Annotated in this window: 13 protein-coding genes; 7 read left to right on the top strand and 6 right to left on the bottom strand. The window is 72.2% G+C overall.

Annotation, left to right across the window (positions count from 1 at the left end):
* Nucleotides 1-180 precede the first annotated feature (180 nt).
* Nucleotides 181-609, bottom strand: a complete 429-nt coding sequence (locus tag ACFCY7_RS07865; RefSeq protein ID WP_376482309.1) for a VOC family protein — start codon at nucleotides 607-609, stop codon at nucleotides 181-183.
* Between the two features lie 936 nt (nucleotides 610-1,545).
* Here ACFCY7_RS07865 and ACFCY7_RS07860 point away from each other — a divergent pair.
* Together ACFCY7_RS07860 and ACFCY7_RS07855 are read left to right on the top strand one after the other, a co-directional pair.
* Nucleotides 1,546-2,103 carry a PadR family transcriptional regulator gene (locus tag ACFCY7_RS07860; protein ID WP_376482308.1) on the top strand — a complete coding sequence of 186 codons (558 nt, stop codon included), beginning with the start codon at nucleotides 1,546-1,548 and terminating at the stop codon, nucleotides 2,101-2,103.
* 254 nt (nucleotides 2,104-2,357) lie between these two features.
* Complete coding sequence (locus tag ACFCY7_RS07855) at nucleotides 2,358-4,076, top strand: acyl-CoA dehydrogenase family protein (RefSeq protein WP_376482306.1); 1,719 nt, start codon at nucleotides 2,358-2,360, stop codon at nucleotides 4,074-4,076.
* A gap of 188 nt (nucleotides 4,077-4,264) precedes the next feature.
* On the opposite strand, the gene ACFCY7_RS07850 is transcribed toward ACFCY7_RS07855, so the two are convergent.
* A complete protein-coding gene (locus ACFCY7_RS07850; RefSeq protein WP_376482305.1) occupies nucleotides 4,265-4,936 on the bottom strand; it encodes a DUF4232 domain-containing protein in 672 nt (223 codons plus the stop codon).
* 175 nt (nucleotides 4,937-5,111) lie between these two features.
* Nucleotides 5,112-6,056: an aminoglycoside phosphotransferase family protein gene (locus tag ACFCY7_RS07845; protein ID WP_376482303.1), complete on the bottom strand. Its 945-nt coding sequence runs from the start codon at nucleotides 6,054-6,056 to the stop codon at nucleotides 5,112-5,114.
* A gap of 88 nt (nucleotides 6,057-6,144) precedes the next feature.
* On the opposite strand from ACFCY7_RS07845, the gene ACFCY7_RS07840 reads away from it, so the two are divergent.
* Nucleotides 6,145-6,702, top strand: coding sequence for a GNAT family N-acetyltransferase (locus ACFCY7_RS07840; RefSeq protein ID WP_376482301.1), 558 nt, complete (start codon nucleotides 6,145-6,147; stop codon nucleotides 6,700-6,702).
* Nucleotides 6,703-6,947: 245 nt separating this feature from the next.
* Here the strand turns inward: ACFCY7_RS07840 and ACFCY7_RS07835 are convergent, their stop codons facing one another.
* Nucleotides 6,948-8,000 carry a saccharopine dehydrogenase gene (locus ACFCY7_RS07835; protein ID WP_376482299.1) on the bottom strand — a complete coding sequence of 351 codons (1,053 nt, stop codon included), beginning with the start codon at nucleotides 7,998-8,000 and terminating at the stop codon, nucleotides 6,948-6,950.
* Nucleotides 8,001-8,292: 292 nt separating this feature from the next.
* Between ACFCY7_RS07835 and ACFCY7_RS07830 the strand changes: the two genes are divergently transcribed.
* Both ACFCY7_RS07830 and ACFCY7_RS07825 read left to right on the top strand, forming a co-directional pair.
* A complete protein-coding gene (locus ACFCY7_RS07830; protein ID WP_376482298.1) occupies nucleotides 8,293-11,946 on the top strand; it encodes a hypothetical protein in 3,654 nt (1,217 codons plus the stop codon).
* A gap of 147 nt (nucleotides 11,947-12,093) precedes the next feature.
* The gene (locus ACFCY7_RS07825) at nucleotides 12,094-12,483 is read left to right on the top strand and encodes a hypothetical protein (RefSeq protein ID WP_376482296.1); all 390 of its coding nucleotides are present in this window, start codon (nucleotides 12,094-12,096) and stop codon (nucleotides 12,481-12,483) included.
* Here ACFCY7_RS07825 and ACFCY7_RS07820 read toward each other — a convergent pair.
* Entirely contained in the window at nucleotides 12,473-13,861 is a 1,389-nt protein-coding gene (locus ACFCY7_RS07820) for an MFS transporter (RefSeq protein WP_376482294.1), read from the bottom strand. The genes ACFCY7_RS07825 and ACFCY7_RS07820 overlap by 11 nt on opposite strands.
* Nucleotides 13,862-13,934: 73 nt before the next feature.
* Here ACFCY7_RS07820 and ACFCY7_RS07815 point away from each other — a divergent pair, with 73 nt between their 5' ends.
* Together ACFCY7_RS07815 and ACFCY7_RS07810 are read left to right on the top strand one after the other, a co-directional pair.
* Nucleotides 13,935-14,924 (top strand): GlxA family transcriptional regulator, encoded by a 990-nt coding sequence (locus ACFCY7_RS07815; protein ID WP_376482292.1) that lies wholly within the window; start codon nucleotides 13,935-13,937, stop codon nucleotides 14,922-14,924.
* A gap of 197 nt (nucleotides 14,925-15,121) precedes the next feature.
* Nucleotides 15,122-16,162, top strand: coding sequence for a vWA domain-containing protein (locus tag ACFCY7_RS07810; RefSeq protein WP_376482291.1), 1,041 nt, complete (start codon nucleotides 15,122-15,124; stop codon nucleotides 16,160-16,162).
* A gap of 68 nt (nucleotides 16,163-16,230) precedes the next feature.
* Here the strand turns inward: ACFCY7_RS07810 and ACFCY7_RS07805 are convergent, their stop codons facing one another.
* The gene (locus tag ACFCY7_RS07805) at nucleotides 16,231-17,436 is read right to left on the bottom strand and encodes an erythromycin esterase family protein (RefSeq protein ID WP_376482290.1); all 1,206 of its coding nucleotides are present in this window, start codon (nucleotides 17,434-17,436) and stop codon (nucleotides 16,231-16,233) included.
* Between the last annotated feature and the right edge of the window lie 58 nt (nucleotides 17,437-17,494).

Genomic DNA, 17,494 nt, shown 5'->3' with positions numbered 1-17,494 from the left:
CCCTTCCGGTGCGGACCGGCAGTCCGGGGAAGGCGCGGTGCGCCCTCTTGGTGGCGAGGACGGCGAGCGGCGCAGGTCACGTCGTGGGCAGGGCTGGCAGGGCTGGCAGGGCTGGCAGGGCTGGCAGGGCTGGCAGGAAACCCTGCGGCGGTGGCTGTCCGCGCTCAGCTCGGAAGGTGGTCAGTCGATGCAGAACTCGTTGCCCTCGATGTCCTGCATCGCGATGCACGAGTCGTGGCCGTCGTAGAGGAGTTGGACGCGTACGGCTCCGAGCGCGACCACGCGCGTGCACTCCGCTTCGAGGGCAGCGAGGCGCTCTTCACCGACGAGCCCGGTGCCGACGCGGATGTCGAGATGAACCCGGTTCTTGACCACCTTGCCTTCGGGCACGCGCTGGAAGTACAGACGCGGCCCCACGCCGGTGGGATCGCCGCACGCGAACCACGACCCCCGTTCCTCGGGAGGCCGAGAGTCCCAGTACGCGTCCCACGTGGCAAAACCCGCCGGAGGCGGCGGTACGACGTAGCCCAGTAGTTCGCACCAGAAGCGAGCGAGGCGCTCGGGTTCCGCGCAGTCGAAGGTGACTTGGAACTTCTTGATGACCGACATCGGCGCACCATAACAAGGGGCGCTCGGTCGGCGAGCGGAATTTTCGGCGGCCGGTACGTCGGGACGACGAGGGCGTAGCGGATGTGGGGGTCCTGGTCGGTCATGCGGCGGAGCAGCCGACCGTAGGCGATGCCGGCGTCGATGCCCTTCTCGCCGGTGCGGCCGTTGGCCTCGCAGACGAGGCGCTCGGGACCGCGTACGGCCTCCAGGTCGGTCCAGCGGTCCGTGGCGTCGACGGGGGTCCAGCCTTCGGCGAGGAGCCAGGTGCGGAAGGTGTCGGTGACGCGGTCCTCGTCGCCGGCGCGTGCCAGGAGTGTGCGCAGGGCCGCGAGGTCGGTCTCCGCGTTGCGGCGCAGGCGTCCGCGGGTGTCCGCGTCGAGGTCGGCGGGGCGGACGACGACGAGCCGTAGCCCGTGTGCGGGGATCTCGTAGTCGCGCCGGGCGTCGTACAGGGCGCGCTGCTCGCCACGGTGGACGCCGCTGACCGTCATGCGGTCCGGTTTGTCGAAGTGGGGCGTCGGCTGGTCGTGCTGGAGTTCGCGGTACTCGACGACGATTCGGTGGCCGGGCCAGTACGCGTCGACCGGCAGCCTGGCCTGACGGCCGCTCGTCCCGGGATCGCCGAGCAGCCAGTCGAACTTGTGCTGTGTCAAGGCGACTTCGCCGATGGCCTGGTTGCACAGGCCGACGACGTACGCCTCGTCGCTGTCGTCTCTCGCTCCCATGGCCGGGCATCCTGCCACGCCACACCGACAGGAACAGGCTGCGTGCCTCGACGCCCCCGGACGCGGGGTCGAACCACGGCACGGATTCCCCTCGACGAGGCGGGCGAGAAGCGCGTCCGGCCTGCCGATCGACCCGCGCGCAGGGGTGAGCCGCGTCTCACCGGCGCGGTCGCGCTTGCTATGCACCTCGTTGCATAGCAAGATCCGGCACATGGCGCTCGACCACGCGATCCTCGTGTCCCTCCTCGAGAAGCCCGGGTCCGGCTATGAGCTGGCTCGGCGCTTCGAGCGGTCCATCGGATACTTCTGGACGGCGACTCATCAGCAGATCTACCGCGTGCTCAAGCGCATGGAGCAGGACGGGTGGATCGATGTGCGGGAGGTGCCGCAGCAGGGGCGCCCGGACAAGAAGGAGTACTCCGTGGCCGGGCGGGGGCGGGAGGCGCTCTCCGAGTGGCTGCAGGAGCCGATCGAGCCCGAGAGTGTGCGGCACGACCTCGCCGTGAAGATCCGCGGGGCCGCGTTCGACGATCCGGCGGCCTTGATCGGCGAGGTGGAGCGGCACCGGTCGGCGCACGCGGGGCGTCTCGCGCACTACCGCGCCGGCGAGGTGCGGGACTTCGGAGAGACGTCGGAGGACGGTCCGCTGGACGCCGAGCGGGAGCTCCAGCACGTCGTGCTGCGGGGCGGTATCGCGTACGAGCAGATGATGATCGCGTGGCTCGACGACGTCCTCGCCACGCTCGACCGATTCCGCGCAGAGCGGTGAGCCGGGCCGCCTCCGCCGGCGTACGACCACGGCCACGACCGCTGTCGCACCCGCACCCGCACCCGCACCCGCACGGTACGGGCACATGCCCGCCCGCCCCGTAGGCAACCCCTCGCGACGAGCTCCGGCATGCCCCGTACACCCCGCACGACGAGACCACTCGCACCACCAGCGTCACGGCCGTACAGCCGGCATGTCCGTACGGCCGTGTGCAAGCACCACCACCCTCATCCCCAGCCGGAAAGGCGGACGTCATGGCCGACTCGCTGCTGTTCAACCCGCACACCTACGACCCCGCGCACTTCGACCCGGAGACGCGCCGCCTGCTGCGCGCGACCGTGGACTGGTTCGAGGCGCGGGGGAAGCGCCGGATCATCGAGGACTACCGGACGCGGGCGTGGCTGGGTGACTTCCTGGCCTTCGCGGCCGAGGAAGGGTTGTTCGCGACGTTCCTCACGCCGTCCGCCGATGCGGGCGAGGGCGACAAGCGGTGGGACACCGCTCGTATCGCCGCGCTGAACGAGATCCTCGGTTTCTACGGGCTCGACTACTGGTACGCCTGGCAGGTGACCATTCTGGGACTCGGTCCGGTGTGGCAGAGCGGGAACGCCGCCGCGCGTGCCCGTGCCGCCGAACTCCTGGCGCAGGGCGAGGTGTTCGCGTTCGGACTGTCCGAGAAGTCGCACGGCGCAGACATCTACTCCACGGACATGCTGCTGGAGCCCGACGGTGAGGGCGGCTTCCGGGCGACGGGTTCCAAGTACTACATCGGGAACGGCAACGCGGCCGGGCTCGTGTCGGTCTTCGGGCGCCGGACGGACGTCGAGGGCCCGGAGGGCTACGTCTTCTTCGCGGCCGACAGCCGTCACCCGGCGTACCACCTGGTGAAGAACGTCGTCGACTCGTCGAAGTACGTGAGCGAGTTCCGGCTGGAGCAGTACCCGGTGGCCGCCGAGGACGTGCTGCACACCGGGCGCGCCGCGTTCGACGCCGCGCTGAACACGGTCAACGTCGGCAAGTTCAACCTGTGCACCGCGTCGATCGGCATCTGCGAGCACGCGATGTACGAGGCCGTCACGCACGCGCAGAACCGCATCCTGTACGGACGGCCGGTCACCGCGTTCCCGCACGTACGGCGGGAGTTGACCGACGCTTACGTGCGCCTGGTCGGCATGAAGCTCTTCAGCGACCGTGCCGTGGACTACTTCCGGACCGCGGGGCCCGACGACCGGCGCTACCTCCTCTTCAACCCGATGACGAAGATGAAGGTGACCACGGAGGGCGAGAAGGTCATCGACCTCATGTGGGACGTCATCGCGGCCAAGGGCTTCGAGAAGGACAACTACTTCGCCCAGGCGGCGGTGGAGATCCGGGGCCTGCCGAAGCTGGAGGGGACGGTCCACGTCAACCTGGCGCTGATCCTGAAGTTCATGCGCAACCACCTCCTCGACCCGGTGGCGTACGAGGCCGTTCCGACGCGGCTGGACGCGGCCGACGACACGTTCCTCTTCCGCCAGGGGCCGGCGCGAGGCCTGGGTTCGGTCCGCTTCCACGACTGGCGAGCCGCCTACGACGCGTACGCGCACCTGTCCAACGTCGCCCGCTTCCGCGAACAGGCGGACGCGCTCTGTGAGTTCGTCCTCAAGGCGGCGCCCGACGAGCAGCAGAGCCGCGACCTCGACCTGCTTCTCGCCGTCGGTCAGCTCTTCGCGCTCGTCGTCCACGGACAGCTGGTCCTGGAGCAGGCCGCGCTCACCGGCCTGGACGAGGACGTGCTCGACGAGCTGTTCGCCGTCCTCGTCCGCGACTTCTCCGCGCATGCGGTCGAACTGCACGGAAAGGACTCCGCGACCGAGCAGCAGCAGGTCTGGGCCCTGGGCGCCGTACGCCGCCCCGTCGTCGACGAGGCGCGGTCGGAGCGTGTGTGGCAGCGCGTCGAGGCGCTGTCGGGTGCGTACGAGATGGCGCCGTGAGCGTCGGAGTAAGGCTGGGTGTCGACGTCAGTCCCGCAGGCGGCGGGGCCGCGGAGGCTTCGCCGGCCTCGGAGGCGTCGCCGGCTGATTGAGGGTTTCGCCTCCGGCCGGACCCGTACCCCGTACCCCCCGGGGACGGTCCGGCCGGAGGGGCAAGCCCGTCCCCGGGGACGCACGAGAGACCCCTACTACAAGCTGAGCGCGTCCTCGGCGTTGTCCATCCACGCGGTCACGGAGTTGTCCGCGGAAACGTTCAGGCCGGGCGTCGAGGCCTTGAGCGGCACCTGCGTCAGGTCGGACTCCGTGTTCATCGTCATGGCGATCGACGAGACGGTCTTGCTCTTGGGGCCCTTCAGGCCGCCCATGAGTCCCGCGTAGGCGGACTGGCCCGGGGCCAGGCGGATAGCGTCCTCGATGCCGGGGGCGGTGCCTCGCTCGGTGGCCTGTCCGTCGAGGCCGCCGAAGGTCACGACGGGGTGGCCGAGCACGCGGCAGGGCTTGCCGGTCTTGTTGGTGATCTTCAGCAGGTAGCTGCTGGTCGTGGGCTCGGCGAGGTTCGCGGTGAAGGTCACGTCGAAGGTGCTGCAGGGGAAGACGTCGTAGTCCGGATCCGTCGTCGGCTTGCCCGGCTTGGCGGGCGGCGGCGTCGTCGGCTTGGTCGGCTTCGACGTCTTGGCGGGCGCGGAAGGGGCCGGGGGCGTCGTCGGCTTGGCCGTCGCGGACGGGGAGGTCGAGCCGGTGGGGGCCGCGGTGGGCACGTCGGTGCCGCCCGCGGCACCGTCTTCGGAGGGCCCGCAGGCGGTCAGGGCCAGCGCGGACGCGGCGACGAGGACGACGGCGGCTCTGCGAACGGTGCTCATGGCGGTGCTCCCCCCCGATGTCAGCGCACTGACCGCGCTGTGGTGAAGACCAGATTTGCGCGCTTGTTTCACAGTTCGGTGACGGCGTCTTACCGAATTCACCACGGTTCGCCCCAGGTTTCCCAAAGCGCCCCCGGCACGGGCGCCGGCCCGAGGATCGGCACGACGCCCACCCCTAGGAACGCTCGGTGAGCAGCTCCGCCAGGCGGTCGACGAACTGGGTGAGCCAGTCCAGCCTCGGGCCGCTTCGGGCGGCGCGAAAGCCGTGGTGGCGGCCCCAGTAGGCGGCCTTCACGGCGTGGAACTGGGACCACCGCCGGACGCGTTCACGGTCGAGTTCCGCGGCTTCGGCGAAGACGTCCAGGACGCGGTGGACGGCCTTGCGCAGGTCGTCCGCGGCGAGGAGGGACAGGGCGCGTGACTTCAGGAGGGTGCCGCCGTCGTACGCGGGGTCGCCCGCGTATCCCTTGGGGTCGACGGCCAGCCACGGCTCGCGGTCGGCGCGCAGGATGTTGCGGGCGTGGAGGTCGCCGTGGAGGAGGGTGTCGGGCTGGCTGCGGCCGAGTTCCCGGACGGTCGCCAGGGCGGCGCGCAGTACCCGGTCCGGTAGTGCGTGGGGCAGCTCTTCGGCATCCGTGCGCAGCCGTTCCTCCCAGGTGTCGGCCTGTCGGCTCAGACGGGGCAGGCCGGGTGGTGCGGGGATGGCAAGGCGGTGGTTGAGGCGTCCGGCGACCGCGGCCACCTCGTCGCCCTCCTCGACGTCCGCCAGGGTCGTCGGTCGGACCCGCTCCAGGAGCATGGCGAACCGTGCGTCGTCGCGCTCGTGCAGGTGGACGGCGCCGCGGCCGCCCCACGCCGCGAACGCGTCCGGTTCGTGGACGTTGCCGGGGTGCGGAAACGACACCTTGAGGACGGCGCTCTCCTCGGCCCGCCCCCGCACCCGTCCCCGTACCGGGACGATGACACCGACGCCGCCGTGCATGACCTCGCCGTCCGGCGTGCAGTCCCACTGCTCGAACAGCGTCTCCACGATCCCGGGCAGCTCGGAGAGCCATGCCGCTCCCGCCGCCCCTTCGCGGTCGACGGTGCTCCGGGCGAACTCCTCTGGCATCGTGATCATCCCGGCACCCTATGCGGCTGCCCGTCGCCTCCGCCGGGTCCGAGCCGGCGGAGGCTCGGGTGCGGCGGGACCGATCGAGGGGGAGTGCATGGCGCAGCAAGGGATCGTCACGATCGAGCGGATGGAGGGTGCGGCGGCGGTGCGGGCCCTCGACGCGTTCAGGCTGATCTACGCCGAGGCGTTCGCCGAGCCCCCGTACGACGAGACGGCGGAGGACGTCGACGCCGCTTTCCGTCGGTTCCCCGTACAGGCTCGCCGCGATGGCTTCCGGGCGGTGCTGGCACGTGGAGGGGATGGCGAGCCGGTCGGCATGGCGTACGGAAATCCGCTCGCGCCGGACGCGGTGTGGTGGGACGAACTGACCGAGCCCGTGTCGGACGACATGCGGCGGGAGGACGGGCGGCGCACGTTCGGGCTGATGGAACTCGCCGTACGGGGAGCGTGGCGCGGGCAGGGTGTCGCGCGGCGGCTGCACGGGGCGCTGCTCGATGTCGTCCGCGCCGAGCGGGTGCTGTTGAACGTCAACCCGGCGAGCGGGGCGGCAGCGGCCGCCTACCGGGCGTGGGGGTACCGGAAGGTGGGTGAGGCGCGGCCGTGGGGGGCCGAGGCGGACCTGCACGACGTGATGGTGCTCGATCTGCGCTGAGGCCGGTGGGCGGACGGACGGGTCGACCGGCCGGGGCTTGGTTGCTTGGCCGGCCGGTTGGCCGGTTGGCTGGCTGGCTGGCTAGTGCCGCATCAGGCAACCTCGCCCTATTGTCGGCCGGCAGCGCCACGTCGTGACCACTGCTCTGTCGATGTGCATGGCGTCGGAGGACGAGGAGGCTGCGTTCTACGCCCTGTGGCGGGCCGAGTTCTCCCTGCATCCGACCGGAACGCGCCCTGGGCCGGTCATCCGCCGTCCACGGAGGCGACGGCTCGCCGGAAGTCGTGCAGGCAGCGCTCCCACACCGGTGATCCCTCCCTCAGCGCGAGGAGAAGGGGCCACAGGTCGGCGGAGAAGGCGCGACTGGCCTCGGCGGGAAGCAGGGAGGGCAGGTTGTCGATGGCGATGACGTCGAGCGGCCGGGGGTGTCGGCGCAACCGCTCCACCGGATGCTCCCAGTCGGTGGCCCGGTCGTAGACCGGGAGCGCGTTGAGGCCCGAGCCGACATCGCAGGTGACGTCACTGATCACCGACAGGCGCCGCCGCGGGTCGTCCAGATCGGCCCTCGTCACGAACGGGGCCACGGGGTGGTCGGTGCCGATGGCGTTCACGAGGATGTCGTGCGCGAGCAGCGCGTCGCGGTCCAGGGCCTGGGTCTCCGTGCTGTTCCACCGGCTCGCCTCGACACCGGCGGTCCTCAGCGCATCGCAGGCCCCCCGCCCGCCACGCCCGTGCGCACCGATCACCACGGCCGTGAGGCTCTCGCCGGCAGGGGACGGACGTAGCGTCGCGTCCAGCGCGCTCTGGGAGACAGAGGCCAGCGGTGGGGTGAGCAGGCCCCTCCGGTGGAGAACCGCGAGAGCCGCACCCGCGTAGCCCGCCCAATGCCCGAACGCGGCAAGACGGTGGCCGTCCACGTCCACCAGGGACTCCAGGTCGAGCAGCACGCCCCCTCCGGCCTCGAACCGCCGCAGCAGGGGCCGGGCGCCCGCCTGTCCCTTGTATGCGTGCCCGAAGAAGATGTGCCGGTGTCTCAGCAGGGCTGGCTCGTCGGGAAGTTCCTTGAGGCCGAGGACGTACTCCTCTGCGGGGCACAGGCTCAACCAGCTGCCCTGCGGCACGATCTCGCAGCCGGCGGCGGCGTACTCGTGGATCGGGAAGACACGTTGAGTGGACTCCTCGACGGTGAGGCGGGCCCCGCGTTCGATCAGCTTGCGGGCGTCTTCTGGAGCAAGCGCGGCACGCTGCTCGTTCGGCCGGGTCTCGTGTCGCATCCACAGGCTCAGAGTGTCGGGCATCGGACGAGTGTCCGACGCACCCGCCGGGCTGTGTGCCGCGCCTCACCGCCATGGCATGCACGTGGCCCGTTCGCGTGACTACCGTTCGGCGCAGCCCGAGGGGGCAAGGAGGGACCGGTGACCTCCCGGTCACCCATGCCCTGCGCGGACAGCAGCACCTCTGGGCCCGCCGCCAGGTCACCACCGGCCCTGTGGCGGCGGGCCGCGGCAGGAGAGCACGCCGGCCGTGCGCCGATGAAGGGCTGCCGAAATTCGATGGGCGGCGTCCTGGGCCTGGGGGACAATGCCCGCGATGATCTCCCCTGCAGAAGCGTTTCTCGCCGCCGTCGAACCCCTGTCACACGCCGCCCGGCTCCGGTACACCGCCGTCACGGCACGTCGGTTGGGGGCCACCGGTGGACTACGGCCCCTGCTCTCGGCCCTTGACGGACTCGGGCCGTACGAGCGCCGCCTCGCGGCGCTGGCGGCCCTGACCGCCGAGGAGTCCGACCATCTGGCGGCACGGCTCGGCGACCCCGACCCGGTGGTGCGGCGGTACGCGCTCCGCGGCGCCCGGCGGCTCGCGATCCCCGACACGACCGTCGAGGCCGCGTACGACGACGCGCCCGCGGTGGTACGCGCCGACCTCGCGCGCCTGCTGCGCGACGGGCGACGGAGCGGGCTCGCCGAGCGGCTCGTGGTCCGCGTGCGGGCCGAGTACGGCGACCGGGACGCGGCCCGCCTGTTGCCGGGCTGCTCACCGGAGTTCACCGCGCGACTGCTGCCGGACCTCGGCGGAGCACTCGCCTTCGAGGACTGGAGCACGCTGGCCGTCCGCCATCCCGTCGCCGTCCTCGACCACGTGGAACGGGAACTCGCCGACCTCCCCCCGCGGTTGCGCGACACCTGGTGGCGGCGGCACGCCACCGGAATCGCCGCGGCCCTGCCCGCCTCGCCTGCGCGCGTGGTCGACCTGCTGGAGCGGTACGGCCCCGACAGCCTGCCCGGTCCGGTGCACGACCGGCTCGGCCTGCTCGTCTCGGCGGACGCCGAGCGGGTCGCCCGATGGATCAGCGACCCCCGCCGGGCGGTCGTGCGATGGGAGCGGACCCCCGGCCGGTCGGTGATGCGCCTGCTGGTGGAGGCCGATCCGCCGTCCCTGCCCGGAGTCGGGGCCCGCTGGTTCTACCGCGAGGCCTTCGGCGTCCTGCTGCGATCGGTGCCATCGGAACGCCGTGCGGATTTCATGGACGCCGTCATCTCCGCGAGCGGCCCGCGCAACACCCTGCAGGCGCACGAACGGATCCTCGCCCCGCTGCCCGCCGCCGAGCGCCACGCCCGAGCCCGAACCGCGATCGGGGAGGTCCGCGCCGAACACCACTCGGGCTGGGACCTCTGGGGCCTCCTCTCCCTGCTGCCACCCGCAGAGGCACGCCCCGAACTGCTGGCGGCCCTCGGCAGCGCCGACCCCGACGAGCGCGGCACGCTCTGGAACCGGCTGGTCTTCAACGCCGGCCTCACCCGTGATCCCCAGCAGGTCGCAGAGGTCCTCTCGCTGGCCGCCGGACGCCTGACGAACGACCGTGATTCCGTACGCGGGGAAGCCCTGTCCGCCGTCGCCGCGCTACCGGCGGCTCTGCTCGTGGCGAGCGCGGGGGCGGATGCGACCTCGGATGCGACCTCGGATGCGGATGCGGATGCGGCCGTTCGGGGTGGCGGCGGTGCCTCGGGGGGCGGTGCGTCCGCCAGGAGCCATGCCGAAGGCGTATCCGAAGCTGTATCCGAAGCCGTGCCCGTGCCCCTGCCCTCGTCCCTGTCCCTGTCCCTGGAGAAGCTGTGCCTCGACGCCCTGCGGGCCCGGGACTGCTCTTCCAGGACCCGGGCCACGATCCGAAGCCTGGCGGTGACTCTGCTCTCCGGTTCCCGGGAGGGAGCCCACGCCGACGGCGTCGATGGTGCGGCGGCGCGCCGTACCGCGGTACGCGTCCTGGAGGCGCTGACCGCGCACACCGGAGCGGTGGATCTCGGGCGTCTGGGCGGTGTGCTGCGCGGACACGAGATGCGAGCCGTCGTGGAGGCACTCGGCCCATGGCTGGACCGTGCCGCGGCTCGCGGCGACTTCGTGCCCCTGCTCGGGCTGGTCACGTCGTGCGGACACCACGCGTACCGGATCCCCGAACTCCAGGACCGTCTCGAACTGGCCTTGCGCAACTGTCCGGACGGCGTTTTCGGAGAGGTCGCCACGGCTTGGCTCGCCGACCGCGCGACTCGTGGGGACCGCGTGGCCGCGCTGGTGGCGTGGGAGCCGTCCGCCGTCTTCGTGGCTCCCGTTCTCGCCGTACTGGCGGCGGAGCGGACCGATCTGCTGGATCGCGCCACGACCGAACTGCCGCCCACGGAAGGTCGGTTCCCGGTGGCCGGCACGGCCCGGCCGCTGCCTCCCTTCCGGTACGCGAACCGGTGGGTGCCTCGACAGCAGGAGGCGGCGGTGCGGTTGGCCGCGTCCGTCGTCGCCGATCCCGGACGGGGGGTCGACGAGCGTGCCGCGCTGCTTCGCGCGGTGGCGCCGGTGCCGGTGCACGGGCGGGCGCTGCTCCGGCGGTACACGGCCTCCGTGCCGGCCACCGACGGGACCGAGGGCACGGCGGGGTCCGCCACCACTCCGTCTTCGGAGTACGCCGCCGCACCCTCGGCGGGGTCCCCCGCCGACCCGGGCGAGTCCGCCCTGAGGGCGGCCGCTCTGGACGCGGCCGCCCACACGGACGACCCGGCGTCGGCGCTCGGCACCCTGCTCGACCACGCGGGCGACGACCGGGCGGCCGCTGCCTGGTCCGCCGCCGCACGTGCTGCCGCGCATGCCCGGCCCGCACAGGTGGCGAGCCTGCTCCGTGACGTCCTGACTCGCGAGGGCGGGGTGAAGGTGACGGTCAGGAAGGCGGCTGCCCGGCTCGCCGTGCACCACCTTCCCCAGGGAGCCGCTACGACGCTCCTCGCCACCGTGGCCCGCACGCCCGGCCTGCACCCGGACGTGCACGCCACCGTCGTGGGGCTGGCGGCGACGCTGCTGCCGGCCGAGGAGATGTGGGCGCTGTTGGAGTCGGTGGTGGCCGACGGACCGGATGAGGCCCGGTGCGCGATCCTGGGCACGGGTCCGGCGGATCTGGCGCCGACCGATCGGCCGCGATACGGGGAGCTCGTCGCCCGGTTGCCGTTCGTCGCCGAGGAGCAGACTGCGGAGCAGGCCCTGTTCGGCCTGTGCGACTGGGCGCAGTACGCGCCGGCGGCGGGCGCGGCGCTGGCAGACGTCTACACCGACTTCGCCTCGCCGATGAACGTGTGGCGGGCGAGCTACGGGCTGATCACGCTGGCCCAGTCCGGGCTTCCCCATCCGACGGGTGGCGTGGAGCCCGGCAGCGTCCTGGGCGATGTCGTGGACCGGCTGCTGGAACTCGTCGCGGCCGGCGAACCCGAGGGCGGTGGGCGCGGTGGGGATCTCCCGGCGCGTCGTCGCCTGCACTATCTCGTGGGCTCGTCCCTCCGGGACCCTCGGCTGTGCGCCGTCCTGGCCCGCCGTTTGGCGTCCGAACCGGCGGTCGTCGCGACCCGTACCGCCCTCCTCGTCCGGGCCGTCGACCTGGCGTCCACCGAGACTGAACTGCGCAGCTCCATGGGCGAGTTGACCACCACCGTCGAAGGCCGTCCCGTTCTCGCGGTCCGGGTGGCCGAAGACCTGGAGGAGGTGCACCAGTACGGCGCCTCTCTCGCCGACCCCTCCCCCGCCCTCGCCCTGGTCCGCGCGCTGGCCGGCGACGGCGGTGTCGTGGAAGGCCTGCTCGCCGTCGCTCTCGCCTCGGCCGTCGGGTCCCGCCAGGGCTGGCCGGACGCCTGCCGCGCGGCCGTGGTCGCCTTGCGCCGCCACGCGGATCAGGAGGTCCGGGAGGCGGCGTACACCATGGAGCTGAGGTGAGGTGGGCGGAGGTGGGCGGCAGTGCGGTGACCTGAGGCCGAGGCGTGCCCGCGCCCCGTGGTCACGCTGTACGCGCTCCCACACGCCCCTCACTCTCCGGGAGGACCTGCTCGAAAGGCTCTCTTCCAGCGCATACCGTCCTTCTTCGTGATCACCCACGCATACGAGAAGGACGGTGCAGTGCCCGCATTCAGGAAAGCCCTCGCCTCGATCGCCTCCGTCACCGCCCTCGCCGTCGGCCTCGGCCTCGGCGCGGCCGCGCCGGCGCACGCCGCGAGTTGTCCTTCGTCCGCCAAGCCGACCATCAGGGGCGCCAAGGCCGAATGGGTGCTGAGCTGTTCCCGGGGCAGGCTCAAGGTGTACGGGTGGGTCGAGGACACCCTCCCGGACGGGCACAGCGCGCTCGTCGACGTGTGGCCCGGAGGCGGGCACCACTGGAAGCTCGTCGAGGCGGACGGGGTGGGCGAGAGGACCAACTTCGACTTCGAGTTCCCCGGGAAGACGTCGGCGTCGGTGAAGCTGCGGCTCAGCCGCTGACCGGAGCGTCCTGCGCGGGTGCGGCGGCGCGGCGCAGCGTGCGGATCGCCGGGGTCGCGAGGAGGGCCGCGCAGCCGGCCAGGCAGGTGCCCGCCGAGAGCAGCAGGAACCGCTGCGGGGAGAGGAGGGTACTGGCCGGTCCGGCGAGTATCTGGCCGAGGGCGATGCCGGACACGGAGCCGGCCAGTTCGTAGGCGGTGACCCGGTTGAGTACGGCGGGTGGGGTGTGGGTCTGCACGCTGGTGGCCCACATGACCGACCAGAACGCCAGGCCGCCGCCGCCGAGGGCGTGGCCCGCCAGGAGCCCCGGCAGTCCGGCACCGAGCGCCACGGACAGGGGCAGCGCGGTGTAGAGCGCCATGGCCACGGCGCCGGCGGCCAGGGGTCGGGCGGGGTGGACGCGCAGGGCGAGCAGTCCGCCGAGTACGGTGCCGACGCCGAGGAACGAGACCGCGAGGCCGTAGGCGTCGGGGCCGAGCCTGGTCCCGACGAGCGCCGAGCTGAGGGGGACGAGCGGGCCGAAGAGCAGCACCCCGTAGGCCACCCAGATGAGGATGACCGCCCACATCCAGGTGCGGGCGCGGAACTCGTGCCAGCCCTGGCGCAGGTCGCGGCGGAGTGAACCGCGGTTCGGCGCGGTGGGGTCGGCGTCGGCGTCGGCTCCAATGACGGTGACGGTGTCCGAGGGCGCGCGGGCCGGGGCGAGGCGGATGAGTGCGAGGCAGAGCGCGCTGAGCAGGAAGGTGCCGGCGTCGATCGCGTACACGGTCCCGGCGTTGGTCAGGGTGATGAGGAGTCCTGCCGCGGCGGGACCGACCAGATGGGCGAGGGCGTCGGCCACCTTGAGCGTGGCGTTGGCCCGCTGGGGGTCGGCGGCCACCAGCGGGACCATGCCGTTGACGCCCGGCAGGAACATCGCGACGGCCGCGCCGGCCACGGCGGCCATCGTCACGAGCAGCCAGAACGGCGGCGGCCCGGCGAAGAACGCCACTGCGAGTACACCCTGGGTGAGCACCCTGACGAGGTCCGCGGCGACCATCATGCGACGTGCGCCGAAGCGGTCGGCGAACACTCCGCCGAACAGGACCAGGAGGACGAACGTCCCGGTCCAGACGCCGAGGACGAGGCCGACGCCGGAGATTCCGTAGAGCGCACCGACCGCGAGGGCGGCGGCCACGGGCATCATCGCGTCGCCGACGAGCGAGACGGTCCGGGCGGTGAAGTAGAGCGTGAAGCGGCGGTCCCACAAGGGAGGTCCGACGGGCGGTCGGCTGCCGGGTGGGGCGGCGGGCGGCGCTGCGGGCAGGTCGCCGGAAGGGTCGCCGGGCGGATCGTCCTGCGGCGAGGACGGCTGGGTCTGATCGTGCGTGGTGGTCACGACTCGCCATCCTGGTCTACACCAATCGGCCGTCCCCAGTGTCCCGACCGACATGATGGGGTACTTTCGCGCCATGACGCCTCGTCCGCTGCCGAAGTCCCCGGCGCCGCACCGGGTGGTGGCCCTGCTGCAGTCCCCGCAGGCGACCTTCCCGCTGGCCTGCGCGGCGGAGGTGTTCGGTGATCACGGTCCGGCGATCCCGGCGCGGTACGCGTTCGAGGTGTGCGCCGAGCATCCGGGGCCGGTACGCACCCAGGCCGGCTACGACATGCTGGTCACGACGGGCCTGGAGGCGCTGGAGCGTGCGGACACGGTGCTGGTCCCGGGGCGGCAGCGGCCGGCCGGCAGCGCCGTGCCGCCGGCGGTGGTAGCGGCGGTCCGCAAGGCGCACCGGCGGGGCGCGCGGATCGTCGGCATCTCCTCGGGCGCGTTCGTGCTCGCCGCCGCCGGACTCCTCGACGAGCGGCGGGCGGCCACCCACTGGGCGCAGGCTGCCGAGCTGGCCGCCCTGTTCCCCCGCGTCCGGGTCGACGCGGGGGTGCTGTACGTGGACCACGGCGACGTCGCCACGAGTGCCGGATCGGCGGCCGGCGTGGACCTGTGCCTGCACCTGGTGCGGACCGACCACGGCGCCGCGTACGCGATGCGCATCGCCCGCCAGATGGTGATGCCGCCGCACCGCGAGGGCTGCCAGCTGCAGTACGCCGAACTGCCCACCTCCGGGCCGGTCGCCGACTCCCTGGCCCCGCTCCTGGAGTGGCTGGGCGGCCGGCTCGACCAGCCGGTCAGCGTCGCCGACATGGCGCTCCGGTCCCAGGTCTCGACCCGCACCCTCACCCGGCGCTTCACCGAGCAGCTGGGCATCAGCCCCGGTCGGTGGCTGCTCGACCGGCGGCTCGCCGCCACCCGGGCCCTCCTGGAGGAGACCGACCTTCCCGTGGAGACCATCGCCCGCCGGGTCGGCCTCTCCTCGGCCGTCAACCTCCGCCGGCGCTTCCACGAGGCGCTGCGCACCACGCCCGCCGCATACCGGCGCACGTTCCGCGCGGACGAGGCCGGATAGCCGACCCGGGGCCCCGTCGGGGGCGTCGGAGGCGTCGCCGGGAGCCTCGACGGGGTCCTCTTGGCCGGGGTCCTGGCCGGGCCTTGCCAGGGGCCTCCTCGGACGGTGCGCCGGGCGTCCGGGCGCCGGGGTCGATTGTCAGTGGTGGATGAGACGGTAGGAGTATCAAGTCGGGAACGGGATGAGGGGGATTCGCCATGTCCGGAAACCAGAACTACATCAACCACGTTGCTCTCGTTTTGGATGCCAGTTCGTCCATGTCGCACCTGAGCCGCAAGGTCGTCGACGTGGCCGACCAGCAGATCGAGTACCTCGCCCGGCGTTCGCGGGAATTGGACCAGGAAACCCGTGTCACGGTGTACGTGTTCGCGGACACGGTGGAATGCGTCATCTACGACAAGGACGTGCTGCGCATGCCGTCCCTGAAGCAGCTGTACCGGGTCGGCGGCATGACGTCGCTGCTGGCGGCGGCGCTGAAGTCGCAGCGTGAGCTGGCGGCGACGGCGCAGCTGTACGGCGACCACAGCTTCCTGACCTTCGTGCTGACCGACGGTCAGGAGAACGCGAGCCACCGCTGCCCGGATTCTCCCGCCCGGAATGCGAGCACATTGGTCAAGGCCGTCTCCACGATGATCGAAAACCAGCAGGACAATTGGACGCTGGCCGTCCTGGTACCGGATCAGATGGGAAAGCGGGAGGCCATGCAGTGCGGTTTCCCGAAGGAGAACGTGGCCATCTGGGACGCCACGAGCACGCAGGGCCTGGAAGAGGCCGGACAGGTCATTCGGGAGGCGACCGAGAAATTCATGGTCGGCCGCACGAAGGGCATTCGCGGGTCGCGGGCGGTGTTCTCCACGGGCGCGGAGGCGGTCAACAAGGACACCATCAAGGCCGCCGGTCTCACCCCGGCCGAGCCGTCCGCGTACCAGCTGATCCCCGTCGCCCGTGACGCGGCGATCCGGGAGTGGGTCGTCGAGAGCGGGCACACCTACCGCACGGGGTGCGCCTTCTACCAGCTGAGCAAGTCGGAGAAGGTCCAGGCCCGGAAGCAGATCGCCGTCCTGGAGAAGAAGACGGCCCGCGTCTACACCGGACCCGAGGCCCGGGCGCTGCTCGGCCTCCCGGACGTGGAGGTGCGCGTCAAGCCGGACCACAACGACGACTTCACCATCTTCGTGCAGAGCACCAGCGTGAACCGCAAGCTCGTCCCGAACACGCAGCTCCTGATCATGACCTGATGCACCGAAATCCCCGGCGGGCCCCGGCGCTTCGGCGTCCGGGGCCCGCCGTCGTCCCCTCGACGGAATCAGTTCGGCGGCATGTCCTTCAGGAAGACGATGCCGTCGCTGTCCGCCAGGTGGGCCGGATCGAGTGGGGCGTAGCCGAACCAGGGGGAGACGCGGGGTGCGGGCGGGGTGTCGCCGAGGGCGGCGGCGAGGCGGGGGCCGGCGGCGAGGAGGCGGTCGCGCGGGAGCGCGTAGAGGATTCCTTCGAGGGTGTTCGGCGGGGGCGTGTCCACGCCTTGGTGGCGGATCGTGCCGAGGGCGGTGGCCACGAAGGCGTATTCGGCGCCGAGTCGGGTGCCGACCAGCGCGCCGGCGCTCCACCAACGCAGCAGGGTCCCGCCCATCCGCATCGAGCTCTCGTGCCGCTGGAGATGGGAGTTGTGGGCGTGGACGAGGACCGGGCCCGTGGCGGCGACGGCGAGGAGGTTCTCGGCCATCATCTGGCCGCGCAGGCCCACCAGGCGGGCCAGGCGCGCGGGCGAGTCGTCGGCCGTCCAGTGGTGGTAGCGCAGCAGGCCGACGGCGGTGCGCGCGTGGAGGCTCGCCCGGTCGAAGTCGTCGCGTGAGGTCGCCGCGACCATGTGCGGTTCGTGAGCGGCGAGCAGTGCCACGAGGTCGTCGGCGAGCAGGCGCAGCCGACGGGCGTCGGCGGACTGCCCGACGGAGCGGGACGGGTCCCTCATCGCGGCGGGCTCGGTCCACCGGTCGTCCGGGCCGAGGAGGTCGGCGAGCGTGTCCGCGGCACAGGGAAGCAGGTCCGCGTCCACCCGGGCGGCGAGGTAGCCGTGGAGGGCGAGCAGGGCTTGCCGGGGGCTCTCGGCGCCGGTGATCTCCAGCGGTCCGTCGATGCCGGCGAAGCCGACGCGCTCGGGCGCGGGCCGGTCGGCGTTGTGGGCGCGCATCCACCGGACGAGCTCGCGGTTGGCGGCCGAGGCGCCCCATCCGTGGCTGAACCCGTGCTCCATGACCTCGTCGAGGGTCCCCTTGCCCGCGGTGACGTAGTCGTCCACGGCCAGACCTCTGAGGCAATCGCTCTCGATCGCGATCGTCCGGTAGCCCTCCTGCTCGACAAGCTCCCGGAACAGTTCGTTCCGAACCTCGAGCAGCATCTCCTCGCCGTGCGTGGGCTCCCCCAGGGCGAGCACTCCGGGGCGGGCCGGGAACAGTCCCATGACAGCGGCCGCCCCGACCGCGTGGATGGTGTCCTTGATGTCAGTCGTCGCCATGCCTTCAACGGTATCGTTGAAGCTTCGGTGGAAACTTGGCCGCGATATCGTGGCTTTC

Origin of the sequence: Streptomyces sp. NPDC056361 (genome assembly GCF_042262805.1) — a bacterium.
In the GTDB taxonomy this organism is placed as follows: domain Bacteria; phylum Actinomycetota; class Actinomycetes; order Streptomycetales; family Streptomycetaceae; genus Streptomyces.
Note: the sequence above shows the minus strand (reverse complement) of the source record. Positions and strands in the feature narration are given on the sequence as shown.